This window comes from Marinobacter pelagius, from assembly GCF_900114925.1.
GTDB classification, from domain to species: Bacteria; Pseudomonadota; Gammaproteobacteria; order Pseudomonadales; family Oleiphilaceae; genus Marinobacter; species Marinobacter pelagius.
Genome location: NZ_FOUR01000001.1, coordinates 402,508 through 428,471, shown reverse-complemented (window position 1 = coordinate 428,471; position 25,964 = coordinate 402,508). Strand labels below are relative to the sequence as shown.

Below are 25,964 nucleotides of genomic sequence, written 5' to 3'. Positions count from 1 at the left end.
TCCGGAACGGTGATCCGGGTCGCGGGAATACCGTATTGAAAACATAGCTTGCGCTGGCGTAGTTTGAGAATCAGCGAAAGCAACAGTGAATTTTCCAGGTAGTTGATTTAAAACGTTTTACTGGAGAGTTCGGGAACTTATCAAGTTCTTGGCGGTCTAATTTTTAGTTGCTATATTTAAAGGTCGTCAGGTTCGGAGGTAACTGAATGGGTACGAGTTTACAACTGGTTGACAGACTGGTTCCGGGTGCCAATCTCGAGTCTTATATTCAGGCTGCGAGTCGCATCCCAGTGCTCTCAGCGGACGAGGAAAAGGAGCTGGCGGAACGGCTCCATTATGAAGGCGACGTGGAAGCCGCTCGTCAGCTTGTACTCTCTCATCTTCGTTTTGTGATTCACATTGCCCGCAGCTATTCCGGCTACGGGCTGGCCCAGGCTGACCTGATCCAGGAAGGCAATGTCGGGCTGATGAAGGCAGTCAAGCGCTTCAACCCGGAATACGGGGTGCGCCTGGTTTCCTTCGCGGTACACTGGATCAAGGCCGAGATTCACGAGTTTATTCTGCGTAACTGGCGGATCGTGAAGGTGGCCACCACCAAGGCCCAGCGCAAGCTGTTCTTCAACCTGCGCAGCCGGAAGAAGAAGCTGGCATGGCTCAGCCATGACGAGCTGCATGCGGTGGCGGCAGATCTGGGTGTGGAGCCGCGGGTGGTTCGTGAAATGGAGGGCCGGCTGGCTTCCCAGGATACGGCCTTTGACGGTCCGATGGACGATGATGACGACAACGCCTACCAGGCGCCGGCGTACTACCTGGAAGATCGCCGCAGTGATCCGGCAACCCAGCTGGAGAACGCGGACTGGTCCGAGGATTCCAATGGTCGCCTGATGCATGCGCTGGAAAGCCTGGATGAGCGTAGTCAGGACATTCTGCGGGAACGCTGGTTGTCCGAGAGCAAGTCCACATTGCATGAATTGGCGGACAAGTATGGGGTTTCTGCGGAGCGGATTCGCCAGCTTGAGAAGAATGCCATGAAGAAGATCAAAGTGAAGATGGCTGAAGCGGCCTGATCGGGTTCCGCCAAGCGATTGAAAAAACGCCACCACCGTTCGCGGTTGGTGGCGTTTTTGTTTGTATAATCGGTAGACCTTATATTTGCGGGAGGAAGCGATCGGGTGGCTCTTGCCAAAACACGCTCCTTGCGGCACGTCCCTGTGACGCTTGGGCTCCGCCATCCATGGCTCCGCACAGTTTTGGCAAGAGCCACCCGATCGCTTCTCGTACATTTGATGTGAAGGCCAACAGATCATGACCTCAAACTATCCCCATATTGCTTTCCTTGGTATTGGCCTGATGGGCGCTCCCATGACACGGAATCTGCTGGACGCGGGTTTTCCGATGACGTTGTGGAATAGGACCACCAGTAAGTGTGAGCCGTTTGCCGGGGAGGCGACGATTGCCGAAACGCCGGCCGACGCGGTTCGCGAGGCGGACATTGTGATCACTATGCTGGAGAACGGTGACGTAGTTGAGGACGTGCTGGTCGGGCAGGGGGCGATGGATAACGTGAAGTCCGGCGCGCTGGTGATCGATATGAGTTCGGTTCAGCCGTCTCTGGCTCGGCGACATGCCGAGCTGGCGCGGGAGCAGGGCGCCGGTTACGTGGATGCGCCGGTTTCCGGTGGTACCGTGGGTGCGGCCGAGGCGCGGTTGAGTATCATGGCCGGTGGCTCGGAGGCGGATATTGATCGGGCGCGGCCGGTGTTCGAGGCCATGGGCAAGTGCACCCGTATCGGCCCGGTGGGTGCCGGGCAACTGGCCAAGCTGGCCAATCAGGCGATTGTGGGGATCACCATCGGAGCGGTGTCCGAGGCGTTGCTGCTGGCTGCCAAAGGTGGCGCTGATCCGGCGGCGGTTCGGGAGGCGCTGATGGGTGGCTTTGCCGGTAGCCGGATTCTGGAGCTGCATGGGCAGCGGATGATTGACCGGGATTTTGCACCGGGCGCGCCGTCGAGGATTCAGCTCAAGGACCTGCGCATGATTCTGGATGAGGCGCGGGCAGAAGGGCTGACGCTGCCGCTGTCCCAGCAGGTGCATAATGAGTATCTGTCGCTGGTGGCCAATGGCCACAGTGATGTCGACCACAGCGGTCTGCTGCTGGAACTGGAACACCTGAACGGAACCCTGATGGGTTCTCTTGGCCGAGGCCCCAAGGAGTAAGTGCTATGCCCCGTTTTTCCGCGAATCTGTCGATGCTGTTTAACGAAGTGGATTTCATTGCGCGTTTTGCCAGGGCCCGGGAGGCCGGCTTTGAGGGTGTGGAGTATCTGTTTCCCTACGCCTGGCCGGCACAGGACATTGCCCGGGAGCTGGAGGTCAACAACCTGACCCAGGTACTGTTCAATCTGCCGCCGGGAGACTGGGATGCCGGTGAGCGGGGCATTGCCTGCCTGCCGGACCGGGTGGATGAATTCCGGGAAGGTGTCGACCGGGCGATCGAGTATGCCCGGGAGCTGGGTTGCCGGCAGGTGAATTGCCTGGCGGGGCTCAAGCCTGCGGATCTCGACGAGGAAACGGCGTGGAAGACCCTGGTTGCCAATGTCCGCTACGCGGCTGAACGGCTGGATGCCGAGGGGATCACGCTGTGCCTGGAGGCCATCAATTCCCGGGTCGACATGCCCGGGTTCTTTCTGGACACCTCGGGCAAGGTGCTGGCTCTGATCGAGGAAGTGGAAATGGACAACGTGCGCCTTCAGTACGATCTTTACCATATGCAGATCATGGAGGGCGATCTGATCCGGACCATGGAGTGCCTGCTGCCGTGGATTGGCCACATCCAGTTCGCCGACAATCCGGGTCGAAACGAGCCTGGCACCGGAGAGATTAACTTTTCGAATGTTTTCGCGGCCATTGATCGGCTGGACTACGATGGCTGGGTAGGTGCGGAGTACCGGCCTTCCGGTAACACGGAGGCGTCGCTGGGGTGGTTCTCGGGGCAGTCGTGACCGTCGCCTTAGGCGACACCCTCTTACAAGATCGTAACTGGCCGGCTTTCGGACTTCTCCGTAACCTTACAGTTAATGTTATCCGCTATCAGGAGGGGAACCGGTGAAAGCACTGGTAATCGAAGATGATAAGGACGTAGCCAATTACCTGGTAAAGGGACTGAAAGAATCCGATTTCGTTGTGGATCATGCCGCCGATGGTAAGGAAGGCATGATGATGGCGGCCAGTGAAGATTACGACATCATGATCGTCGACCGGATGCTGCCGGGGATGGATGGGCTGTCCATCATCAAGACCGTCCGTGCCACTGGCAACCAGACCCCGGTGCTCATTCTCAGCGCCCTGGGCGATGTGGATGACCGCGTCGAAGGTTTGCGTGGAGGCGGTGATGACTACCTGACCAAGCCGTTCTCGTTTACCGAACTGCTGGCCCGGATCGAGTCGCTGATTCGCCGTCATCGCCAGGCCGCCGAGACCGAGACGGTACTTCGGGTCGCGGATCTGGAGATGGATCTGCTCGCACGCACCGTTAAACGTGCCGGCAAGAATATTGACGTGCAGCCGCGGGAATTCCGGTTGCTGGAATACCTGATGCGTAATGCCGGGCAGGTGGTGACCCGGACCATGCTGCTCGAGAAAGTCTGGGACTATCACTTCGACCCCCAGACCAACGTGATCGACGTTCACATCAGCCGCCTGCGCGCCAAGATCGACAAGGAATTCGATACACCCTTGCTGCAAACCATCCGGGGTGCAGGATACATGCTGCGTGAAACTGCTTAGTCAGCTCAGAACCTCTACTTTCCAGCTCGCCCTGCTGTACATGGTGGTTTTTGCCACCTCGGTATTCCTGTTACTGGCCTTCATCTATTGGCGTACAGCAGGCTTCATGACTGCCCAGACCGATCAGACCATCGAGGCGGAAATCGCCGGCCTGGCGGAGCAGTACCGGGGCCGGGGTGTAAATGGCCTGATCACCATCATCCGGGAGCGGGTTGCCCGGGACCCCAACGCCAAATCCATCTATCTGCTGACCACCGACGACTTCCTCAAGCTGGCCGGCAACATCGAGGCCTGGCCGGAAGGCAGCCGTTCGGAAAGCGGCTGGATCAATTTCACCCTGAACGAATCCGTTGGCTGGACCGGTCCCGAGCGGCTTGCCCGCGCCCGGATTTTCGAGGTCCAGGGCGGGTTGCGCCTGCTCGTCGGCCGGGATGTGGATGAACTCACCAATCTCAAGCGGGTGATCGAAACCGCCATCAACTGGGGTATGGGCATCACCCTGGCTCTGGCCCTGCTCGGCGGTTTCCTGATGAGTCGCAGCACCACCCGGCGGATCGAGGTAATCAACAATACTTCCCGGCGGATCATGAACGGTCACCTGTCCCTGCGCATACCCACCCGGGGTACCGACGACGACTTTGACCAGCTGGCGGAAAACCTCAACCAGATGCTGGACCGGATCGTGTACCTGATGGAAGGCATTCGTCACGTCTCCGACAGCATTGCCCATGACCTGAGGACGCCACTCACGCGACTTCGCAACCAGCTGGAAAACACCCTGATCACGGTGAATGACGACGAGGCGAGGGAGCATGTCGGTCAGGCGGTCGCCGAGGCGGACCAGTTACTGGCTACCTTCAACGCCCTGCTGCGGATTGCCCGTCTGGAAACTCGGGGCAATGCTGCGGACATGAAAGCGGTCTCCCTGGATGAACTCGTGTCCGATGCCTGCGAACTCTACGAAGCGCTGGCGGAAGACAAGGAGCAGAACTTCGAGCAGTCCCTGGCCAAGGGCGTGATGATCGAGGGGGATCGGGACCTGCTGTTCCAGATGGTCAGTAACCTGATTGATAACGCTATCAAGTACACGCCGGAGAAAGGCCGGATCGGTATTGTGGTCAGACGTGAAGGCAATGAGGCTATCTTCGAGGTCCAGGACAGCGGTATCGGTATTCCCGATGATGAAAAGGATCAGGTATTCCAGCGTTTCTACCGGGTCGGCAAGAGCCGGTCACTGCCCGGTAATGGTCTCGGCCTGAGCCTGGTCAGCGCGGTGGCAGAGATCCACCAGGGGCGGATCGTTCTGAGTGATACCTACCCGGGAGAGGAATCACCGGGGCTGACCGTAACGGTCCGGATGCCCGCGTTCACCGCTGCCCGGAAACGGATCAAGGCGACCCAGGCAGAATCGGGGGAAGCTGCCGGTGCGGAAACCAAGGCACCGGCAGAAACGTCAGGCCACTGATTACTCGCTGGCGCGGAACCGGTTGAAGCGGTCACGGACCGGACCAATCACGGCATCCGCCCGGTTCTCAACGTTATGGGCCAGGTGCTCGAACTGGGAGCGCCGGCGGTCCACCTTCGCCTGGATGCTGTCCCACTCGCCTTCCCAGTGCTTCTGTTCGGCGAACAGGAAAGCGGCCAGGTTGTGGCGATTGATCTTGCTGGTCACGCCCAGCTGATCGAGCCGGTAACCCAGCGTGTCGACGCCGTTGAGCGCCAGCTGCATGAGTTTCTGTGTGTTCATGGTCGGATCTCCGTCAGTATCCAATCGATCGAGAATGCTATTACCCGAACGCTAACGCCGTTGCTCTAGGCTGTGCAACCTAATTTGGACCGGGTCAAAGCCTGTCAAAAAGGTAATTCGCTGGCCACAGCGGGGTAATGTGATGTGTGGAGAATGGGTATTGTAGACAGGAAGGAGCGGTAGCAACCGCTTGCTTCTCCCTCCAGCACAGCGCTAGCCTTAACCCCGTTCTTACGGGGTTTTTTTATGGCCGTTTCCCGGGCCAGTGCAACAAAGGAATCACACCCAAATGAATCAGGCATCCGGTAATGGCGGTGCCCGGCCGCGCTATATCACGCCAGAGGGCGAGCAGGCGCTCCGCAAAGAGCTGCAATACCTGTGGAAGGAGAAGCGCCCGCAGGTGACTCAGGCCGTGCGCGAGGCCGCTGCCCTCGGCGATCGTTCGGAAAACGCCGAGTATATCTATGGCAAGAAGCAGCTGCGGGAGATCGACCGGCGGGTCCGCTTTCTCAGCAAGCGCCTGGAGGAGGTCACCGTTGTCGATCGGCTTCCGGAGCAGCGGGACAAGGTCTTCTTCGGCGCCTGGGTGACCATTGAGGATGAGGATGGCAAGGAGCAGACCTTCCGGCTGGTGGGTGCCGACGAGTTCGATCTCGACAAGGGCTATCTCAGCATCAACTCGCCCATGGCCCGGGCCCTGATTGGCAAGCATCTGGACGACGAAGTCAGCGTGCGCACCCCGGAAGGGTTCAAGTCGGTGTTCATCACCGGGATCCATTACGGATCGGCCCCGGAAGACAAGTGAAGGGTGTCACATTCCCGTCGACTGATCCGGCATCCTTTGTGATATGTCGCTAGACTGTTCAAAAATTGTCACATCATGTGACCGGGACAGGGTGGTCTGACGGGGTTACGGAAATGGTTTTTCAGGGTCTGGACGTTCGCATTTTTCACTGGCGCACCGGGTTGCTGGCGGGATTACTGGTGTTTGCTGCAGTGTCGGGCCCTGCGCTGGCTCAGTCTGAGGACGAATCCTCGGGCGAGAACGGGGAAGCTTTCATCTACGAGGAACGCTCTACCATCGATACCATCCCCCTGCGTTCGATCGAGGAGGACGCCCTGGCCAACACGGTTGTCGAAGGGGGGCTGGCAGCGCCGGCCGAAGGCGTGGCGGTGAAGCCCCGGTCCGAGGATGACTTCTATCTGGACCCTTTAGCCCTGCAGCCCCGGGATGAGCGAACCGACCTGGGGCGTTCGGAGATTCCGGTGGATATCCGTTTCAGTAATCCCAAGTCCGTGCCAGGCCAGACCCACAGCAACAACTACGTGATCCGGCCACCGGAAAACCGCACCTACGACACGCTCAACACCAACCTGATCGAACGCTGAGAAGTGATCGTTCAGGCGGCTACGACACCGCTCAGTTCGGATTTGCCGAGCACCTTCTCGTAGAAGAACGCCAGTGCCTGCCTGGCCTGGTTGAGACGCGCCCGGGACACCCGCATGCCCTCGCTGAGATAGCTCAGAAACTGTTGTTGATCCTCGCTTTCCAGGGCCTCGGGGTCCTTGGAATCGTGGAACAGCACGAAACGGGTAATCCAGTGCAGGTAGGTTTGTTCTGCGCGTTGGTTGAGCTGTTGCTCCCGGATGGCAGCGGTCAGACGACGGACGAGGTCCGGCTGGGATTGCTCCAGTGCCTGGGTGATTGTCATGGGTAAAACTCTTCCGCTTGGGATCGTTGTTGTTATGTTGGACGCATCTTATGACAATCTTTTGAACGTCGCAAAATTTTCCTTTTACGGTTTGTAAGCACCCTGTTACGGCCTGGAAGGCAAGCAGCCCAGACCGGTTTTACTCAGATCACGTACATGGCGAGGTTGTCAGCGACGCAGGCGGGTTTGTCCTCACCGCGGATTTCGATGGTGGTGCGGTAGGTCGCCAGCACTCGTTTGTCGTCAACCTGTGTCAGGTCCTTCAGTTCCACCTTGCTGCGGATTTCCGCTCCCGCCTTCACTGCTGCCGGGAACCTCAGCTTGTCCAGGCCATAGTTGATTGTGGCGGAGGTTCCGGTGACCTTCAGGGTCTGGCTGTTGAGCATGGGGATCAGGGATGCGGTGAGGTAGCCGTGAGCCACCGGGCTTTTCCAGGGCGACTCACGCTTCGCCCGCTCGACATCCACGTGGATCCACTGGTGATCGCCGGTGGCATCGGCAAACGCGTTGATCATGTCCTGGCTGATGGTGGTCCAGGGGCTATGGCCGATGACCACGCCCTTGTAGTTCTCCAGGTCGTTGATCGCGATTGAAACCATGGGATTCTCCTGGCAGTCGGTTGGCGAAGGCATCACACGCCGTAGCCGGGGTTCTTGCTGTCCAGCAGGCGCACCAGTGCCGGCCAGGTCAGCCTGGCGGCCATACCCAGGGACTGGGACTGATCGGCGGTCGTCCGGATTGCCTGGTCCGAGGGCAGATGGACCGGTCCGCAGCTTTGGGCCTTGACCTGGATCTCGCAGGCCTTCATCAGGAAATACAGGTAGGTGAAGGTCTCGGGCACATCCTTGCCGGCGGTCAGTACGCCGTGGTTGCGCAGGAGCATCATCGATTTGTCGCCCAGGTCCCGGATCAGGCGCTCCCGTTCATCCAGATTCAGGGCAACACCCTCGTATTCGTGATAACTCAGGTGCTCCAGGCACAGCATGGCGGTCTGGCTCAACGGCAGCAGTCCGTCCCGGTGGGCCGAGACGGCGACGCCATCGGCGGCGTGCAGGTGCATGACGGCCCCGGCATCCTCCCGCCCCATATGGACGGCGCTGTGAATGGTGAACCCGGCCGGATTGATGCGGCTGATACTGCCGGACTCCACCACCTCGCCATTCTGATCGACTTTCACCAGTGAGGAGGCAGTGATTTCGTGGAACAGCAGGCCGTAAGGGTTGATCAGGAAATGATGGTCGGGGCCGGGTACCCGAGCGGACAGGTGGGTAAAGACCAGGTCGTCCCAGCCAAACAGGGCAACCAGCCGGTAGGCGGCTGCCAGTTCGGTTCTCACCTTCCATTCGGCTTTTTTCAGGTCTGCGGTGTCTGTTGTCATGGTTATCACCTCTGAAAGAGGACAGCAGGCACGCAGGCCGCTGCCCGGAAACAAAAAAGGGGATGGCTGTTGGGCCACCCCCGAAAAGGCCTCTGACTGGCAAGAGGCCCCAGGCTCACTTAAGAAGGGGTTAGCTGGCCTGTAACAGGGTGGCGTAACGCTCCAGGTGGAAATCGTCATCGCCGAGCTGGTGGTTGATCATGATCAGGCGTTTGGCGTAATGGGCAAAGTTGTATTCCCAGGTCATGCCGATACCGCCGTGGGACTGAATGCCCTGTTCGGAAATGAACTGGCCACTGCGACCGATCACGTTCTTGGCTGCGGCCAGAATCCGGCGCCGTTCGTCGCTCTGGGGTTCATCGGCCACGCTGGCCGCCAGGATGGCCATGGAACGGGCCTGCTCCAGTTCCGACATCATGTCCACCATGCGGTGCTGCAAAACCTGGAACCGGCCAATGGGCACACCGAACTGCTTGCGCTGCTTCAGGTACTCCAGGGTCAGATCACAGGCTACCTCCATCACGCCTACAGCCTCGCCACACAGGGCAGCGATAGCGCGACCGGCCTGGTACTCGATAACTCCGGCTCCCTGGCCTTCCTCGCCCAGCAATGCCTCTGCGCCAACGGTGACATTGTTGAGGAACAGGTCGCAGCCCTTGGCACCGTCGATGGTCGGGTAGGTGCGACGCTCGAGCCCTTCGGCATCGGCGGGTACCAGGAAGAGGCTGATGCCGTCGGCATCCCGGCTGTCGCCGGATGTGCGGGCCGAGACCACCAGTACATCCGCGCAATGACCGCCAATGACCACGGCCTTACGGCCGTTCAGGACATAGTTGCCACCGGATTTTTCGGCGCGGGTTTCCACATCGTTCAGATCGTAGAAGCTCTGGGGCTCCTGCAAACCCACAGCCGCACGGGTTTCGCCGCTGGCGATACCGCCGAGCCACTGCTCTTTCTGCTGGTCATTACCGGCCTGGCTGATCAGGCCGCCGCCCAGGACAATCGATTGCAGGTAGGGTTCGATACACAGGCCACGACCCAGTTCGGTCATCACACTCTGTACTTCCACGCCGCTGCCGCCAAAGCCGCCCAGCTCCTCGGGGAAGGGCACGGCAGTGAGGCCCAGCTCACCCAGCTGTTTCCAGAAATCCGCACTGAAGCCCAGCTCGGATTCGCTGTACTCCAGGCGTTTTTCAAAACTGTACTCACCGCGTACCAGGCGGGCCACGGTGTCCTGCAACATCTGTTGCTCTTCGTTGAGTCGGAAATCCATGGTCGCCTCCTTAAAGCCCGAGAATCATTTTCGACACGATGTTCTTCTGGATCTCGTTGGACCCGCCGAAAATCGACAGCTTGCGGTTGTTGAAGTACTGGGCTGCCAACGGGGCGGCGTTCTTGTCCGAGAGGAAGTCGCCGTCGTAGTCCAGGTCCAGCTCTTCTTCCACGAACGGGATCGCGTAGGGGCCGATGGCCCGGCGGGCCAGATCATTGATGGCCTGACGGATCTCGGTACCGCGGACCTTGAGCATGGAGCTCTCCGCCCCGGGCATACCACCGCCCTCGACCGAGGCAACGATACGCAGGTTGCTGATCGCCGCTGCCATCAGGTCAATTTCCACCTGGGCAATGCGTTGGCTGAAGGCAGTATCCTCGATCAGCGGCTTGCCGTTCTTCAGGCGGCGCGAGGCCAGTTCCTTGAGGTGCTGCAGGGCCGCCTTGGACAGACCGATACCGGCAAGACCGGTGCGCTCGTAGGTGAGCAGATACTTGGCGTAGGTCCAGCCCTTGTCTTCCTCGCCCACCAGGTTTTCCGCCGGCACTTTCACGTCCTCGAAGAACACCTCGTTCACTTCGTGCTCGCCATCGAGGGTAATGATCGGCCGCACGGTGATGCCCGGCGTGTTCATGTCGATCAGCAGGAAGGAGATACCCTCCTGGGCTTTTACCTCGGTATTGGTGCGCACCAGGCAGAAAATCATGTTGGCGTGCTGACCGAGGGTGGTCCAGGTCTTCTGGCCGTTGACGATGTAATGGTCACCCTCGCGTACGGCGCGGGTTTTCAGGGACGCCAGGTCAGAGCCGGCGCCGGGCTCGGAGTAACCCTGGCACCACCAGTCCTCACCACTGAGGATGCGGGGCAGATACTTCTGTTTCTGCTCTTCAGTGCCGAACTTGATGATCACCGGGGCGACCATGTTGACGCCGAAGGGAATGGAGCGAGGTACCCCATACCGGCAGGATTCTTCATCCCAGATGTGCTTCTGAACCGGGGTCCATTTCACACCGCCGTATTCTTCCGGCCAGTGAGTGGCGTACCAGCCCTGTTCGCTCAGAATTTTCTGCCAGCGCTGATGGTCCTCTTTGGACAGCCGCCGGAAACCTTTCACCTTGGCGGCGATATCCGCCGGTAACTTCTCATCCAGGAACGCGCGCACTTCGTCACGGAAGGCCAGTTCCTCGGCCGTGTAGTTCATGTTCATGGGAAAACCTCGTTCGCGTTGATCTCTAAGTCAGCTGAAAGCCTGAATCCCGGTCTGGCCCCGGCCAAGAATCAGGGCATGCACATCGTGGGTGCCCTCGTAGGTATTCACCGCCTCAAGATTCATGACGTGGCGGATGACGTGGTACTCGTCGGCAATGCCGTTGCCGCCGTGCATGTCCCGGGAAACCCGGGCGATGTCCAGGGCCTTGCCGCAATTATTGCGCTTTAGCAGTGACACCGCATCCGGAGTGGCAATGCCGGCGTCCATCATGCGACCCAGCTGAAGCACCGATTGCAAGCCGATGGTGATCTCGGTCTGCATATCCACCAGCTTTTTCTGGATCAGCTGGTTGGCGGCCAGGGGCTTGCCGAACTGCTTGCGCTCGAGAGTGTAGTTGCGGGCGGCGTGCCAGCAGAATTCCGCCGCGCCCAGGGCGCCCCAGCTGATGCCGAACCGGGCCTTGTTCAGGCAGCTCAGCGGGCCTTTCAGGCCTTCCACTTCCAGACGGTTTTCCTCGGGCACGAACACCTCATCCATGAAGATGGAGCCGGTGTCGGAAGCCCGCAGGGAGAACTTGCCCTGGATCTTCGGGGTGTCCAGTCCCTTGGCACCTTCCCGTTCGATGACAAAGCCGTTCACATTGCCGTCCAGCTTGGCCCAGACCACGCAGATGTCGGCAATGGGTGAGTTGGTGATCCAGGTCTTGGAACCACTCAGCAGATAACCGCCGTCGACTTTTTTCGCACGGGTTTCCATGCCGCCGGGATCGGAACCATGGTTGGGTTCGGTCAGGCCGAAGCAGCCCACGTATTCCCCGGAAGCCAGCTTGGGCAGGATGCGCTGCTTCAGTGCTTCCTTGCCGTAGGAGAAGATCGGGTACATAACCAGGGAAGACTGCACACTCAGGGCTGAACGGTAGGCGGAATCCACACGCTCCACTTCCCGGGCGATCAGGCCATAGCAGACATGGTTCAGACCCGGGCCGCCATATTCTTCCGGCAGGGTGGCGCCGAGCATGCCCAGTTCACCCATCTGGTTGAAGATGTTGCGATCGAATTTCTCGTGCCGGTTGGCTTCGATGATGCCCGGCATCAGCTGCTGGTCACAGAAACTGCGGATACTGTCGCGGACCTGACGCTCGGTCTCGTCCAGTTGTGCGTCGAAATTCAGCAGGTCATTCCAGGGTGCGGAAGCCATTCGTATTCTCCTGCAGGCAATGAGCGGGAAGCCCGATCATGAGATTTCCCGGCGTTGTGTGTTAATATAGTTTCGTTTAGCGAAACACAGTTTTGTAAATGAATGGCAAAAGACTAATCCGGGTATTATGGAAATGCAAGCAGTGATCAATCGTCGCTGGTCGGGGCGACTATGAACACGATTCTGCAATGGCTGGTATCGCTGGCGGTGCTGACCGAGCTGGTCGCCATCTGCCTCGGCAACCGCGAGTTGAGCGCGTTTGCCGGCGGCATCTTTGTGGCTGCCTTCCTGATCGGGGCGGGGCGTCTGCAGGGCTATGCCCGCATGCTGCTGTTACTGTCCCTTGCGGTACTGGGAGGACTCGCCGGCTATGGCACGCTGGCAACGGATCAGCTGATGAAAGCAGCCTCGGATGCCGCGTTCTATTCGGCGTTCCTCGGCAGCCTGGGCATGATGCAGTGCCTGGTGCGCCGATTCGAGGTGTTGCGCCGGATCCACGATGTGCTGCTCGGCGGCCGGCCAGGCTGGCTGTATCCGAAATACGCCCTGGTCAGCTGCGGCATCGCCTCGGTGCTGAGTTTCGGCATGATGAGCCTGCTCTGTGGCACGCTCTCGGAAACCCTGCGTGAGCGTGGCATTACCGGTGAATCACGTTTGCAGTGGTTGCGCAGCGTTCTGATCAGCGCCCTCCGGGGCTTTGCCCTGGTGCCCCTGGTGGCGCCGACCAGTGTGGCGGTGGCTATCCTTACCCGTGAGCTGCCCCAGCTGAGCTGGTCACTGTTGTTGCCCTTCGGAGTGGTTGCCGCGCTGGTACTGGTGGCCGTTGGCTGGGTACTGGAGCAGCGCCGGTTCCGCAGGGTCAGCAGTGAACGAATGGCCCTCGAGGGTTGGCCGGCGGGCACAGGGCGTTTGCTGGTGCTCATTCTGGTGGTCTTTGCGGTGATGGCAGCTCTGGTGGCGAGTACCGGCCTCAAGGTATCGGTGGCAGCCATGCTGACGGTACCCTCCGTGACCGTGCTTTACATGCTCGCGCAGGAGTGGAAGTTGGTACCGGTTCTGCGGGAGGGTGCGGAGCAGGTATGGACCATGAACAACGAAATGGCCATTTTTGCCGCCTCGGCCATTCTCGGGGTGGCCTTGTCAGCCGTGATTCCCGCCGATGCGCTTGCCGGCCTGCTCCAGGGCGGTAGCGGTGTTTTCCTGCTGGCGGTGCTGGGTATGCTGATGATGCCCATGTTCTCCATGATCGGGGTCATTCCGATCACCGTACTGAGTGTTCAGGCCGGATTGCTGCCGGAACTGGTGGCTGGCGGGATGAATCCGTTGCCGGTGGCCGTGGCCCTGGTGATCGGCTTTTCCCTGGCCATGATGCTCTCGCCCTTTGGTCCCTCGGTGATGCTGCTTTCCCGGTTTGGCCAGGTATCCCGGTGGGTGGTGGCGTTTCGCTGGAATGGGCGGTTCGTGTTGATCGCCATCCCCCTGCTGCTGGTGCTGACGGCTCTGGTGGCCTGGCTGGCACCGACCGTGGGGTGATCGGTGCCGGCCGCCCGGGTCAGTAACCGCGACTGGTATCGACGATGCCGGTAATGGTCAGGCCCCGGGCGTGATCCCGGATCTTGCCGGTGATCTGTTCCAGGGTGGCATCCCGAAGTGTTCTGGCGGAGATGTGCGGTGTGATGGTGATTTCATTGCGCTGCCAGAACGGATGCCCCTCAGGCAGCGGTTCCTTGCGGAACACATCCAGGGAGGCCCGGACCAGCTTGCCCTCGTCAAGGACTTTCAGCAGGTCGTCCTCGACCAGGTGTTCGCCCCGGCCGACGTTGATCAGCACCGCGCCGGGCTGCAACTGGCTCAGCAGTTCATAGTCGATGATGTCCCGGGTTTCATCGGTCAGGGGCAGGGTGTTGACCAGAACCCGGGTGGATTTCAGGAATTCGCCGAGCTCGTCCGCACCGGCATAGGTGCGGACACCGTCGAGGTCGTGCTCACTCCGGGCCCAGCCATTTACCCGGTAGTCCAGGTCCGCCAGGGTACGCGCCACGCGCTTGCCGATATGCCCGAGCCCCATGACACCCACGGGCCATTCGCTGCGCTTGATCGGGCGATGAATCTTCCAGATGCCCTGGCGCTGCTGCTCCCGGTAGGTTTCCATCCCGCGGCTGGCTTCCAGCAACTGGTGCAGCACGTATTCGGCCATCTGCACCGACATGCCGGCGTCTTCCAGGCGCACCACGGTCAGGTCTTCGGGCAGGTTGGGTACTTTCAGCAACCCGTCGATACCGGCACCGAGGTTGAACACTGCCTTGAGCTTCTTCTCCCGCTCGAACAGTTTCGCGGGTGGCTGCCAGACGATGGCGTAGTCGGCATCGATCGCGGGACCGTCGGGATCCCAGACGTGAACCTCCGCCTCCGGCAGCAGCTCCTTGATGGGAACTGTCCAACGTTCCGGCTTGGGGTCACCTGCGACAAATAGAACCTTCATTTCGCCTCCGGGGTCGTAACTGGCAATTTACACTGCTATTTTGTTTTGCAATGCAGAATAAGATATCGAGCAAATCGGGTAAAGGCGGTATCGGGTATCGCCCTGCGAGTTTTGTTTTGAAACATTACCGGAGAGTGTTTCATATTTGGCACGGGTTTTGAAAAGACTTTCTGGTACTTGATTTGCTCAGCGATTAAAATGGCGCATCTTTAGTCATTCGTCAGATTGATACCCCGGACACCGGAGCAGGCGACGCGGTTGGAGGACGTCCCACTATGGCAAGAACAAAACAAAATTCACCGGAACTGAGAGTGGCATCCGGTGACGGTGAGCCGGTCAAGCCGGAAAAGGACCGCAAGTTTGTCGAGGCGCTGTCCCGTGGCCTGGATGTGCTCCGCGCGTTCAGCCAGGGTTCGGTTATCCTGGGTAATCAGGATATTGCCCGCATCACCGGCCTGCCCAAGCCGACCGTGTCCCGGATGACCTACACGCTGACCAAACTCGGTTACCTGAGCTATAACACCCAGCTGGAGAAATACCAGCTCAGCTCCGGGGTGCTGGCGTTGGGTTACGCCTACGTGTCCAACCTCAAGGTGCGTCAGCTGGCCAAGCCCTACATGGACGAGTTTGCCCGCCAGACCAACATGTCCGTGGGCCTGACGTGCCGGGACCGCCTGCACATGATCTACGTGGAAAACCGGTTGCCGCCGGAAGCGTCCCTGCTGCGTATGGAGATCGGCCTGAAACTGCCCATGGCCACCACCTCCGCCGGCCGCGCCTACTACTGCGCCATCAGCGACAAGGCCCGTACTATGATCGATGAGGCCATGGCTGATAAGTACGGGGAAGCCTGGCCGGAAAAGAAAGAAGGTCTGGAACAGGCCATGAAGGATTACAAGGAGCACGGCTTCTGTCTGTCCCTGGGCGAGTGGGACCGCAACATCAACTCCGCGGGCGTTCCCATCCACCTGCAGGATGGCACCATTATGGCCCTGACCTGTGCCGCGCCCTCCTACCTGGTATCTGCTGAAAAACTCCGTGGCTCCATTGCCCACCAGCTGGCGATGCTGGCGGGTGATATCGAATCACTGGGCGTTTGATGAACGACTGCGAGGTCGCGAAGGGAGGCGGTGAGTAGGTCCTTCCGAAACCTTGCGGAGCCAGGGATGGCGGAGCAGAGCGTACATGGACGTATTCACAGCGTGTTTCGGAAGGACCTACTCGCTGCCTCCCGACGAACTCCCAATCAAAGAACCGCAGAGGAAATTCTGCGGTTTTTTTGTGTCTGTAGTTTAATGGACGGTTGAAACCAACCAGAAACTTGTATTAAATCGTACGCATGTTTCGCTAGTTAAAATCTCATTTCAATTAAGGCGAGGAGAGAATATGTCTGAGGTCGTTAGCTATAACCGGGAAGGCAATATCGGCGTTATTACCGTGAACTATCCGCCGGTCAATGCCCTCGGCCACGCTGTTCGCTCGGGTCTGCTTGCAGCCCTGGAGCAAGGCCAGAAGGACACAGACGCCAAGGTACTGCTGCTGGTGTGCGAAGGTCGCACCTTTATTGCCGGCGCCGACATCCGGGAATTCGGCAAGCCGATGCAGGACCCGACCCTGCCCACGGTCGTGAATACCTATGAAAACAGTGACAAGCCCCTGGTCGCCGCGATTCATGGCACCGCTCTGGGTGGCGGCCTGGAAACCGCGCTGAGCTGCCATTACCGGGTGGCCCTGAGCAGCGCCAAGGTGGGGCTGCCGGAAGTGAAGCTCGGCCTGCTGCCGGGCGCTGGTGGTACCCAGCGGCTGCCTCGTCTGACCGGTGCCCAGAAGGCACTGGAGATGATTACCACCGGTGAGTTCGTCGGTGCCCGGGACGCTCTGGAGCTGGGTATTGTCGATGCCGTGGAGGATGGCGACGACATCCGTGCCGTGGGTCTGGCCTTTGCTCAAAAGATTGCGGATGAAGGCAAGCCGGTGCGCCGGGTGCGTGACATCACCGACAAGATCGAGGCCGAGAAGGGCACTGATGTCTTCGATCAGTTCCGGGAAGGGCTGAAGAAGCGGGCTCGCGGTCTGTTCTCCCCGTTCAAGTGTGTCGATGCCGTGGAAGCCGCGTTCAACCTGCCGTTCGAGGAAGGCATGAAGCGCGAGCGGGAGCTGTTCATGGAATGCATGGAGTCGCCCCAGCGCGCGGGTCTGATCCACTCGTTCTTTGGTGAGCGCGAGGCTTCCAAGGTCAAGGGCCTGGCCAAGGACACCCCGGTCCGTGACGTGAAGAGCGTGGGTATCATCGGTGCCGGCACCATGGGTGGCGGTATCGCCATGAACTTCGCCAACGTGGGCATTCCGGTCACCATCGTTGAGGTGAAGCAGGAAGCGCTGGACAAGGGCCTGGCCATCATCCGCCGCAACTACGAGAACTCCGCCAAGAAAGGCAAGCTCACCCAGGAGCAGGTGGAGCAGCGCATGGCCCTGATCACTCCGAGTCTGACCTACGACGATTTCCGGGACGTTGACCTGGTGATCGAGGCCGTATTCGAGAACATGGCCATCAAGAAGGAGATTTTTGCCAAGCTGGATGAGGTCTGCAAACCGGGCGCCATCCTGGCTTCCAACACCTCCACCCTGGACATCGACGAAATCGCTTCCGCCACCAGGCGTCCGGAAGACGTGGTGGGCATGCACTTCTTCAGCCCGGCCAATGTCATGAAGCTGCTGGAAAACGTGCGTGGCACCAAGACCTCCGACGAAGTGAAGGCCACGGTCATGGCGGTCGCCAAGAAGATCAAGAAAGTGGGTGTTATGGTCGGCAACTGCTACGGCTTTGTCGGTAACCGGATGCTGCACAAGCGCGGCACCGAGGCCATGTCCCTGGTGGACGAGGGCGCCACGCCGCAGCAGGTTGACAAGGTCCTGACCGACCTGGGCTTCCCCATGGGGCAGTTCGCCATGTCCGACCTGGCGGGTATCGATGTCGGCTACCGCATCCGCGAGGAGCGTCGTAAGGCCGGCGAGGACATCCCGGCCAGCTGGATGGACAAGCTTGCCGAACAGGGCCGTCTTGGCCAGAAGACCCAGGCGGGTGTCTACAAATATGAGGAAGGCAGCCGCAAGCCGATTCCGGATCCCGAAGTGGAGCAGCTGATCGAGGAGTTCCGCAAGGAGCAGGGCATTACCCCGCGTGAGATCAGCGACCAGGAAATCCTTGAGCGCTGCATGTACGTGATGATCAACGAAGGCGCCAAGATCCTGGAAGAGGGCATCGCCGACCGTCCCATCGACATCGACATTGTCTGGATCTACGGCTACGGCTTCCCGGCCTACCGTGGTGGCCCGATGTTCTGGGCCGATCAGGAAGGTCTGGACAATATTCTGGCGGCCGTGAAGAAGTACCAGGACACCGTCGGTGGTGAGCAGTGGCAGCCGGCGGCGTTGCTGGAGAAGTTGGTCAGCGAAGGCAAGGCGTTCGGCGATCTTTGAATTTGGGTCGGGGTGGGCTCCAAGACGGGGTCAGAAGAAGGCTTTCTTCTGACCCCAGGTTCACGCCTCGTCCCTGGAATTTCATGAAAACGGGGTCAGATGAAAGCGTTCATCTGACCCCATCTTTACCGGAGAATAATCATGTCCGAAGCAGTCATCGTTTCCACCGCCCGCACCGGCCTTGGCAAATCCTACCGGGGCTCCCTGAACAACACCCACAGCGTGGACATGGCCGGCCATGTCATCAAGCACGCGGTCGAGCGGGCCGGCATTGATCCGGCCATCGTTGAAGATGTCATCATGGGTGCTGCTTTCCAGGAAGGTGCCCAGGGCCGGAATATCGCCCGCTTGGCGGCCATTCGCGCCGGCCTTCCGGTGACCACCGCCGGTTTTTCCATTAACCGTTTCTGCAGTTCCGGTTTGCAGTCCATTGCCCTTGCCGCCCAGCGCGTTGTGTCCGAGAAGGTGCCGGCCATGGTTGCCGGTGGCGTCGAGTCCATCTCCCTGGTGCAGAACGACAAGATCAACAGCTTCCATGCCACCAATGAATGGCTGATGAAGCACAAGCCCGAGCTTTACCTGTCCATGATCGAGACGGCGGATATCGTGGCCAAGCGCTACAACGTCAGCCGCGAGTCCCAGGACGAATACTCCCTGATCTCCCAGCAGCGTACAGCGGCCGCCCAGCAAGCCGGCAAGTTCGACGATGAAATCGTGCCGTTTGACACCACCATGCTGGTGAAAGACAAGGAAACCGGCGAGGTTAGCGAAAAGCAGGTGACTCTGGATCGTGACGAGTGCAACCGTCCGAATACCACCCTCGAGGGCCTTGCTAGCCTGGAACCCGTGCGTGGCCCGGAGCAGTTCATCACCGCCGGTAACGCCAGCCAGCTGTCTGATGGCGCGTCGGTCTGTACCGTCATGAACAGCACCTACGCCGAGAAGCACAACATTGAGCCCATGGGGATCTTCCGTGGTTTCGCCGTGGCCGGCTGCGAGCCCGACGAGATGGGCATTGGTCCGGTCTTCGCCATTCCCCGTCTGCTTGAGCGTGCCGGCCTGAAAATGGACGATATTGACCTGTGGGAGCTCAACGAAGCGTTTGCGTCCCAGGTAGTGTATTGCCGTGATCGCCTGGGCATTCCCATGGAGAAGCTGAATGTGAATGGCGGTTCCATCTCCATTGGTCATCCTTTCGGTGTTACCGGCTCTCGCCAGACCGGCCATGCCCTGATTGAAGGCAAGCGTCGCGGTGCCAAATACGTGGTAATCACCATGTGCATCGGTGGTGGCCAGGGTGCTGCCGGTCTGTTCGAAGTGGTGTAAGCCGGGGGAGCGTCGCCATGCAGCAGAAAATCATCAACACCCGGGATCTGGCGTTCCAGCTCTATGAGCTGCACGACGTGGAGCAGGTGCTGCGGTTTGAACGGTACTCGGAGCATAATCGCGAGACCCTGCAGGCGGCGCTGGACCTGGCCCTGAAGGTGGCGGCGGAGGAGTTTGCACCGCACGCCCGTCTGGTGGACGAGGAAGAACCCACCTTTGAAAACGGCCGGGTAGAGATGCGCCCGGAAGTCCGCAAGGCCCTGGACGTGCTCAAGGGTACCGGCCTGATGGCAGCCAGCCAGAATTACAAACGGGGCGGCATGCAGCTGCCGGCAGCGGTGGCGCAGATGTGCGTCGGCCTGCTCAAGGGCGCCAATGTTGGCACCCAGGGCTACGCCGGCCTGACCATCGCGGCCGCCAACCTGATCCTGGCCCATGGCAGCGAGGAGCAGAAGACCCGCTACGCCGATCACATGCTGGCAGGCCGGTTCTTCGGCACCATGTGCCTGACCGAACCCCATGCCGGTTCGTCCCTGGGGGATCTCCGCACTCGCGCCGAGCCCCAACCAGACGGCAGCTACCGGTTGTTCGGCAACAAGATCTACATCTCCGGCGGTGATCACGAGCTGAGCGAAAACATCATTCACATGGTGCTCGCCCGCTTGCCGGACGCACCGCCAGGGGTGAAGGGTATTTCCCTGTTCCTGGTGCCAAAAATCCTGGTGAACGAGGACGGTTCCCTGGGCGAGCGTAATGATGTCGCCCTGGCCGGCCTCATTCACAAGATGGGCTATCGCGGCACCACTTCCACCATGCTCAACTTCGGTGAGCAGCAGGGTGCTGTTGGCTACCTGGTGGGCAAGCCACACCAGGGCCTCGCCGCTATGTTCCATATGATGAACGAGGCCCGGATCGGGGTTGGCCTGGGTTCAGTGATGCTGGGGTACACTGGCTACCTGCATGCCCTGGAGTACGCCCGGGAGCGGCGGCAGGGCCGACCAATTGGCGAGAAGGATCCGTCCAGCCCACAGGTACCGCTGATCCGCCACGCCGATATCCGGCGCATGCTGCTGGCCCAGAAGGCCTACGTGGAAGGTGGCCTGGCCCTGTGCCTGCAGGGCGCGATGCTGGTGGACGAGAAGAAGTTTGCGGAAACCGGCGAGAAGCGTGAGCTGGCCGCCGGCCTGCTGGACCTGCTGACGCCGGTCATCAAGTCCTGGCCGTCCCGCTATTGCCTGGAAGCCAACAGCCTGGCCATCCAGGTGCATGGCGGCTATGGCTACACCCGGGAGTATCCGGTGGAGCAGTTCTACCGGGATAACCGGCTCAATCCGATTCACGAGGGAACCCACGGAATCCAGGGCCTCGACCTGCTGGGCCGGAAGGTTTCCATGGCCGATGGCCGGTTCTACCGCGAGTTGATGCATCGAATCGAGGCTACCATTGGTGAGGCCCGTGCCCATTCTCGACTGGCCGCGAGTGCCGAGCGTCTTGAGCAGGCAGCACGGGCGATGGCCGGCGCCACCGAAGCCATTAACGCAGTCAAGGCCAGTGGCGACAAGGAAAAAGCCCTGGCTAACGCCACCCTGTATCTGGATGCCTTCGGGCAGGTGGTGGTGGGCTGGCTGTGGTTGCGACAGGGGCTGAAGGCCGTTGCGGGTCTGGGAAGCTCGGATAGCCAGGACAATGCCTTTTACGAGGGTAAGCTCAGGGCCTGCGAGTATTTTGCCCGTTATGAATTGCCGGGTGTGGTGAGTGCTGCTGAGTTGCTGAATGCGGTCGACGAGACGGCTTTGAGCATGGCCGATGAGGCGTTCTAGGGCTCCAAGACGGGGTCAGAAGAAAGCTTTCTTCTGACCCCACTTTGACCACCAAGGACTGACGTTTACCCGGGGTCAGATGAATGCTTTCATCTGACCCCAACTTTACCTTCACCAACCCCCCGGGGTCTGATGAAACCCTTCATCTGACCCCTCTTTCACAAAAAGGGGAGTAGAAATGGACAGACAAGCCAAAGCCGTGGTCTGCCGGGAATGGGGCCAGCCCGTTCAGGTCGAGACCATCACCGTGGAAGGCCCCAGGCGGGGCGAGATCACCATCAAGATTGCGGCCTGTGGTGTGTGCCACAGTGATCTGTCCGCCACCACCGGCAAGATCCCCTATCCGCCGCCCCTGGTGCTGGGCCATGAGGCTGCGGGCGTTGTGGTGGAAGTGGGAGAAGGGGTGACCGAATTCCAGGAGGGTGACCACGTGGTCAGCTCCTTCATCTCAATGTGCGGCAAGTGCCGGCAGTGTGTCCGGGGTCGGCCGGTGTTGTGTGAGAATGCCCGCAAGGCCATGTTCACCCTGCCGGATGGCACCGTGCGCACCAAGGGCGCCGATGGTGAGTCGCTGAACGTGTTCGGGGCCTGCGGTGTGATGGCGGAATACGCCACCATGCATGTGGATAATTGTGTGAAAGTGGATGACACCGTGCCCATGCAGAATGCCGCCCTGGTCGGGTGCGCGGTAATGACCGGCGTTGGCGCCGTCTTCAACACCGCGCAGCTGGAGCCGGGTTCCCGGGCCGCAGTGTTCGGGATCGGCGGCGTGGGTCTGAACGCCATCCAGGGCTGTGCCACTGCCGGCGCCGAGATGATCGTGGCGGTGGACAGCAACCCGAAGAAGCTGGAGATGGCCCGGGAATTCGGAGCGACCCATACGGTCAACATCAACGAGGTGGACGACGCCGCCAAGGCGGTTAAGAAACTGACCGGTGGCGTCGACTACGCCTTTGAATGCGTGGGCGCCGGCCCGGTGGTGGAGCAGGCCTACAAGTGTCTCGGCCGGGGTGGCACCGCCGTGGTAGTCGGGGTGGCCGATCCGAAGGATAAGACCTCACTGACCACCCTGACGCTGCCAGCCGATGAGCGGACCCTGAAAGGCAGCTGGCTGGGCTCGGCCCGCCCCCAGCACGATTTCCCCAGAATCCTGGGGCTTTACAAGGCCGGTAAACTCAAGTTGGATGAACTGATTACCCGGACCTACCCCATTGAAGAGGCTGCCCAGGCTTTCGATGATATGGTGGCAGGCAAGAACGCCCGTGGCGTGATCGTATTTGATTAAGGGGGAGAACATGAACGAATTGAGCAAGAACTATATCAACGGCCAGTGGGTCAGGTGGAGCGGCGAGCTGATCGATGTCCACGAAGCCGGCACCGGTGACGTCATTGCCCGCGTACCCGCCTCCGGTCGCGAGGAAATGGAGCAGGCCATCGCCGCAGCGGATGCCGCGTTCGAGAGCTGGTCTGAAAGCACCCTGGAGCAACGCCTGACAGTGCTGGAACAGCTGCACGCGGGGCTGAAGGAACGGGCGCCGGAGATTGCCGAGACCGTGAGCCGGGAAGTGGGCATGCCGATCAAGCTGGCCACCCCCATCCAGGCAGGCATGCCGGCGGCCGTCACCAAGACCTACCTGAAACTGCTGCCGGACTTCCAGTTTACCGAACAGTCCGGCAACTCCGAGGTGCAGTACGCCCCGGTGGGTGTGGTCGGCTGTATCACCCCCTGGAACTACCCGCTGCACCAGGTGATCCTGAAGATCGTCCCTGCAATCGCGGCTGGTTGCACCGTGGTACTCAAGCCTTCGGAAATCGCCCCCCAGACTGCCTATATCCTGGCGGAAATCCTGGACGGTACCGATCTGCCCAAGGGTGTATTCAACATGGTGTGCGGTCTGGGCCAGACCGTGGGTGATACCCTGATCAAGCATCCGGATGTGCGCATGGTGTCTTTCACCGGCTCCACCCGCACCGGCCACCTGATTGCCCACGCTGCGGCCGATGATTTCAAGCGTATTGCGCTGGAGATGGGTGGCAAGTCTGCGTCGGTCATCCTTCCGGACGCTGACCTCGCGGGCGCGGTCAAGGGCACCGTGAACAACTGTCTGCTCAACTCCGGCCAGACCTGTACCGCCCTGACCCGCATGCTGGTCCCGGCGGACAAGCACGATGAGGCCTGTGAACTGGCGGCAGCCGCCGTGGCCAAGATGACCCCGGGCAACCCGCTCGAGGAAACAACCCGTCTGGGCCCGCTGTCTTCCGCCCAGCAGCGTGACCGGGTGATCGACTATATCAAGCTCGGTATCGAGGAAGGCGCCACCCTGGTGGCTGGCGGACCGGAAGCGCCGGAAGGCTGTGACAAGGGCTACTTCGTCAAGGCCACCGTGTTCGGCAACGTCCGGCCGGACAGCCGCATTGCACAGGAAGAAATCTTCGGGCCCGTGCTGAGCATCATTCCCTATAACGACGAGGCTGAGGCGATCCGTATTGCCAATGGCACACAGTATGGCCTGTCCGGCGCCGTCTGGTCCGCCGATGATGCTCATGCCAAGCGCGTCGCCGGCAAGTTGCGCACCGGTCAGGTGACGGTCAATGGTGGTGCCTTCAACGCCCTGGCGCCCTTCGGCGGCTTCGGCCATTCCGGCCTCGGCCGGGAGTTCGGCAAGTGGGGTCTGGAGGAGTTCCTTGAGGTGCGGTCGCTGCAGCTCTGAGGCGGAGTGGACGCTGAACCTGGGGATTGAACAAGGGGTCAGATGAAAGCGTTCATCTGACCCCGACTTCACGCCGAAGCACGGGGAATCCCCTGAAAACGGGGTCAGAAGAAAGCTTTCTTCTGACCCCACTTTCAAGATTAAACCGGGCAAGCCTTCCGGGGTCTGATGAACGCTTTCATCTGACCCTTTCCTAGGCCTTGCCCCCCAGCAGAATCCTTACCGCCGTACAGGCATCCTCCAGCTCTTCATCCCGGGGTTCGCGCCCGCCGATGATGTCGCTGTAGAGGCAGGATTCCGCGAGGCGGACCATGAAGTAGGACAGGCTGTCCACGCTCAAGGGCGGATTGATCTTGCCCTGGGCGACCTGGTCCTTGAGGGTGCGGGTATTCGCTTCCACGGTCCGGGCATGCAGGGTGGACTGGGACGAGGTCAGGATTCTCAGCGCGTACTCCGGGTCCTGGTTGATGAACCGCCTTAACGGCTCGAAGTGCAGGATCGTGGAATTGATTTTCCGGTAGACGCCAACAATGTAATCGACCCCCTCACCGGGGGTAGTGGCAAGAGCTTCCAGGCGCAGTGGTTCGTACAGGGACCAGAGCACTTCACCGATCAGCAGGTCCTTGTTGCCCACCCACCGAAACAGGGTGGCCCGGCCGATGTTGAGTTCGTCCGACAGGGATGCCAGGTGGATACGCTCGCCTTTGAGCCACATGCGCCGGGCCCGCTTGAACGCGTCGGCGGGGGTCGCTTTGGTTGTTGTTCTGGCTGTCACTGGAACCTCTTATACAAATTCGATTTCATTCTAACGACAAAAAGAGAACGCTGCTATGAAGACCAGAATCACAGAGCTGTTTGGCATTGAGCACCCCATTATCCAGGGTGGCATGCATTGGGTGGGCTATGCCGAACTGGCAGCGGCGGTATCCAATGCCGGTGGCCTGGGTATCCTGACCGCGCTGACCCAGCCGACACCCGAAGATCTGGCCCGGGAGATTGCCCGTTGCCGGGAAATGACGGACAAGCCCTTTGGCGTCAATCTCACGTTTCTGCCGTCGTTCAAGGAACCGCCCTATCCGGAGTACATCCAGGCGATCATCGACGGTAGTGTGAAGATTGTGGAAACCGCCGGCCGCAGCCCGGAAAAGTACATGGAGCAGCTCAAAAGCGCCGGTATCAAGGTGATTCACAAGTGCACCTCGGTGCGCCACGCCCTGAAGGCCCAGCGCATTGGCTGTGACGCAGTCAGCGTCGACGGCTTCGAATGCGCCGGTCACCCGGGCGAGGACGATATTCCCAATTTCATTCTGCTGCCCCGGGCGGCCGAGGAACTGACCATTCCCTTCGTGGCCTCCGGCGGCATGGCCGATGGCCGCAGCCTGGTGGCGGCCATGGCGCTGGGTGCCGAAGGCATGAACATGGGAACCCGCTTCCTGGCCACCCGGGAAGCCCCGATTCATGACCGGGTGAAACAGACCATCGTCGACTCGGACGAACTGCAGACCCGCCTGATCATGCGGCCGCTCCGGAACACCGAGCGGGTCCTTCGTAACCGGGCCGTGGATGAAATCATCCGCATTGAGGCCGAGAAGGGCAGCGACACCACCATCGACGATATCCGCCACCTGGTGACCGGCGCCAAGGGCAAGCTGGTGCTCCATGAGGGCCGCATGGACGAGGCGGCCTGGAGTTGCGGCATGGTCGCCGGACTGATCCACGATGTTCCCAGCTGCGACGAACTGATCGACCGGATCATGACCGAGGCCCATGCCATTATTCGTGAGCGACTGGCGGGATTTCTGGGTGAATGATGCTGTCTACCCCTTAATGCGGGGTGGATAG

Annotated in this window: 24 protein-coding genes; 15 read left to right on the top strand and 9 right to left on the bottom strand. The window is 60.3% G+C overall.

The features are described from left to right. Positions 1 to 206 precede the first annotated feature (206 nt). The 5 genes from rpoH to BM254_RS01890 all read left to right on the top strand — a co-directional run bounded on the left by rpoH (position 207) and on the right by BM254_RS01890 (position 5,251). Positions 207 to 1,067 (top strand): RNA polymerase sigma factor RpoH, encoded by an 861-nt coding sequence (rpoH, locus tag BM254_RS01910; protein ID WP_091998014.1) that lies wholly within the window; start codon positions 207 to 209, stop codon positions 1,065 to 1,067. Between the two features lie 238 nt (positions 1,068 to 1,305). Continuing rightward, positions 1,306 to 2,217: an NAD(P)-dependent oxidoreductase gene (locus BM254_RS01905; RefSeq protein ID WP_091998012.1), complete on the top strand. Its 912-nt coding sequence runs from the start codon at positions 1,306 to 1,308 to the stop codon at positions 2,215 to 2,217. A gap of 5 nt (positions 2,218 to 2,222) precedes the next feature. Beyond that, positions 2,223 to 3,002 (top strand): hydroxypyruvate isomerase, encoded by a 780-nt coding sequence (hyi, locus tag BM254_RS01900; RefSeq protein ID WP_091998010.1) that lies wholly within the window; start codon positions 2,223 to 2,225, stop codon positions 3,000 to 3,002. 103 nt (positions 3,003 to 3,105) lie between these two features. After that, positions 3,106 to 3,786 (top strand): winged helix-turn-helix domain-containing protein, encoded by a 681-nt coding sequence (locus tag BM254_RS01895; RefSeq protein ID WP_091998009.1) that lies wholly within the window; start codon positions 3,106 to 3,108, stop codon positions 3,784 to 3,786. Beyond that, positions 3,773 to 5,251, top strand: a complete 1,479-nt coding sequence (locus BM254_RS01890) for a HAMP domain-containing sensor histidine kinase (RefSeq protein ID WP_091998007.1) — start codon at positions 3,773 to 3,775, stop codon at positions 5,249 to 5,251. The genes BM254_RS01895 and BM254_RS01890 overlap by 14 nt, the downstream gene beginning before the upstream one ends. Here BM254_RS01890 and BM254_RS01885 read toward each other — a convergent pair whose 3' ends face one another. Further along, positions 5,252 to 5,533 carry a hypothetical protein gene (locus tag BM254_RS01885; RefSeq protein WP_091998005.1) on the bottom strand — a complete coding sequence of 94 codons (282 nt, stop codon included), beginning with the start codon at positions 5,531 to 5,533 and terminating at the stop codon, positions 5,252 to 5,254. A gap of 289 nt (positions 5,534 to 5,822) precedes the next feature. On the opposite strand from BM254_RS01885, the gene greB reads away from it, so the two are divergent. Continuing rightward, positions 5,823 to 6,338, top strand: a complete 516-nt coding sequence (greB, locus tag BM254_RS01880; RefSeq protein WP_091998004.1) for a transcription elongation factor GreB — start codon at positions 5,823 to 5,825, stop codon at positions 6,336 to 6,338. A gap of 113 nt (positions 6,339 to 6,451) precedes the next feature. Next, complete coding sequence (locus tag BM254_RS01875) at positions 6,452 to 6,922, top strand: hypothetical protein (RefSeq protein ID WP_091998002.1); 471 nt, start codon at positions 6,452 to 6,454, stop codon at positions 6,920 to 6,922. Between the two features lie 11 nt (positions 6,923 to 6,933). Here BM254_RS01875 and BM254_RS01870 read toward each other — a convergent pair whose 3' ends face one another. From BM254_RS01870 to BM254_RS01845, 6 genes are all read right to left on the bottom strand, one after another. Beyond that, positions 6,934 to 7,245 carry a site-specific integrase gene (locus BM254_RS01870; protein ID WP_091997999.1) on the bottom strand — a complete coding sequence of 104 codons (312 nt, stop codon included), beginning with the start codon at positions 7,243 to 7,245 and terminating at the stop codon, positions 6,934 to 6,936. 143 nt (positions 7,246 to 7,388) lie between these two features. Continuing rightward, on the bottom strand, positions 7,389 to 7,844 hold the full coding sequence (locus BM254_RS01865) for a MaoC family dehydratase (RefSeq protein WP_091997996.1): 456 nt from the start codon (positions 7,842 to 7,844) through the stop codon (positions 7,389 to 7,391). A 32-nt stretch (positions 7,845 to 7,876) separates the two neighbouring features. Beyond that, positions 7,877 to 8,623, bottom strand: a complete 747-nt coding sequence (locus BM254_RS01860; RefSeq protein WP_091997994.1) for a class II aldolase/adducin family protein — start codon at positions 8,621 to 8,623, stop codon at positions 7,877 to 7,879. 130 nt (positions 8,624 to 8,753) lie between these two features. Continuing rightward, the gene (locus tag BM254_RS01855) at positions 8,754 to 9,896 is read right to left on the bottom strand and encodes an acyl-CoA dehydrogenase family protein (RefSeq protein ID WP_091997991.1); all 1,143 of its coding nucleotides are present in this window, start codon (positions 9,894 to 9,896) and stop codon (positions 8,754 to 8,756) included. Positions 9,897 to 9,906: 10 nt separating this feature from the next. Beyond that, positions 9,907 to 11,103 carry an acyl-CoA dehydrogenase family protein gene (locus tag BM254_RS01850; protein WP_091997989.1) on the bottom strand — a complete coding sequence of 399 codons (1,197 nt, stop codon included), beginning with the start codon at positions 11,101 to 11,103 and terminating at the stop codon, positions 9,907 to 9,909. A gap of 30 nt (positions 11,104 to 11,133) precedes the next feature. Continuing rightward, positions 11,134 to 12,303 carry an acyl-CoA dehydrogenase gene (locus tag BM254_RS01845; protein WP_091997987.1) on the bottom strand — a complete coding sequence of 390 codons (1,170 nt, stop codon included), beginning with the start codon at positions 12,301 to 12,303 and terminating at the stop codon, positions 11,134 to 11,136. Between the two features lie 171 nt (positions 12,304 to 12,474). Here BM254_RS01845 and BM254_RS01840 point away from each other — a divergent pair, with 171 nt between their 5' ends. Beyond that, the gene (locus tag BM254_RS01840; RefSeq protein ID WP_091997985.1) at positions 12,475 to 13,836 is read left to right on the top strand and encodes a hypothetical protein; all 1,362 of its coding nucleotides are present in this window, start codon (positions 12,475 to 12,477) and stop codon (positions 13,834 to 13,836) included. A gap of 19 nt (positions 13,837 to 13,855) precedes the next feature. On the opposite strand, the gene BM254_RS01835 is transcribed toward BM254_RS01840, so the two are convergent. Next, entirely contained in the window at positions 13,856 to 14,785 is a 930-nt protein-coding gene (locus BM254_RS01835) for a 2-hydroxyacid dehydrogenase (RefSeq protein WP_091997983.1), read from the bottom strand. 275 nt (positions 14,786 to 15,060) lie between these two features. Between BM254_RS01835 and BM254_RS01830 the strand changes: the two genes are divergently transcribed. The 6 genes from BM254_RS01830 (at position 15,061) to BM254_RS01805 (ending at position 24,122) form a co-directional block, all read left to right on the top strand. Continuing rightward, positions 15,061 to 15,885 carry an IclR family transcriptional regulator gene (locus BM254_RS01830; RefSeq protein ID WP_091997981.1) on the top strand — a complete coding sequence of 275 codons (825 nt, stop codon included), beginning with the start codon at positions 15,061 to 15,063 and terminating at the stop codon, positions 15,883 to 15,885. Positions 15,886 to 16,171: 286 nt separating this feature from the next. Continuing rightward, positions 16,172 to 18,265: a 3-hydroxyacyl-CoA dehydrogenase NAD-binding domain-containing protein gene (locus BM254_RS01825; protein ID WP_091997979.1), complete on the top strand. Its 2,094-nt coding sequence runs from the start codon at positions 16,172 to 16,174 to the stop codon at positions 18,263 to 18,265. Positions 18,266 to 18,406: 141 nt separating this feature from the next. Continuing rightward, positions 18,407 to 19,591 carry an acetyl-CoA C-acyltransferase gene (locus BM254_RS01820; RefSeq protein WP_091997977.1) on the top strand — a complete coding sequence of 395 codons (1,185 nt, stop codon included), beginning with the start codon at positions 18,407 to 18,409 and terminating at the stop codon, positions 19,589 to 19,591. A 17-nt stretch (positions 19,592 to 19,608) separates the two neighbouring features. After that, positions 19,609 to 21,411 (top strand): acyl-CoA dehydrogenase, encoded by a 1,803-nt coding sequence (locus tag BM254_RS01815; protein WP_091997974.1) that lies wholly within the window; start codon positions 19,609 to 19,611, stop codon positions 21,409 to 21,411. A gap of 178 nt (positions 21,412 to 21,589) precedes the next feature. Then, positions 21,590 to 22,696: a zinc-binding dehydrogenase gene (locus tag BM254_RS01810; protein WP_091997972.1), complete on the top strand. Its 1,107-nt coding sequence runs from the start codon at positions 21,590 to 21,592 to the stop codon at positions 22,694 to 22,696. A 10-nt stretch (positions 22,697 to 22,706) separates the two neighbouring features. Continuing rightward, complete coding sequence (locus tag BM254_RS01805; protein WP_091997970.1) at positions 22,707 to 24,122, top strand: aldehyde dehydrogenase family protein; 1,416 nt, start codon at positions 22,707 to 22,709, stop codon at positions 24,120 to 24,122. 193 nt (positions 24,123 to 24,315) lie between these two features. Here the strand turns inward: BM254_RS01805 and BM254_RS01800 are convergent, their stop codons facing one another. Next, positions 24,316 to 24,897, bottom strand: coding sequence for a QsdR family transcriptional regulator (locus BM254_RS01800; RefSeq protein ID WP_091997968.1), 582 nt, complete (start codon positions 24,895 to 24,897; stop codon positions 24,316 to 24,318). Between the two features lie 55 nt (positions 24,898 to 24,952). Between BM254_RS01800 and BM254_RS01795 the strand changes: the two genes are divergently transcribed. Further along, positions 24,953 to 25,933 carry an NAD(P)H-dependent flavin oxidoreductase gene (locus BM254_RS01795; RefSeq protein WP_091997967.1) on the top strand — a complete coding sequence of 327 codons (981 nt, stop codon included), beginning with the start codon at positions 24,953 to 24,955 and terminating at the stop codon, positions 25,931 to 25,933. Positions 25,934 to 25,964: the final 31 nt, after the last annotated feature.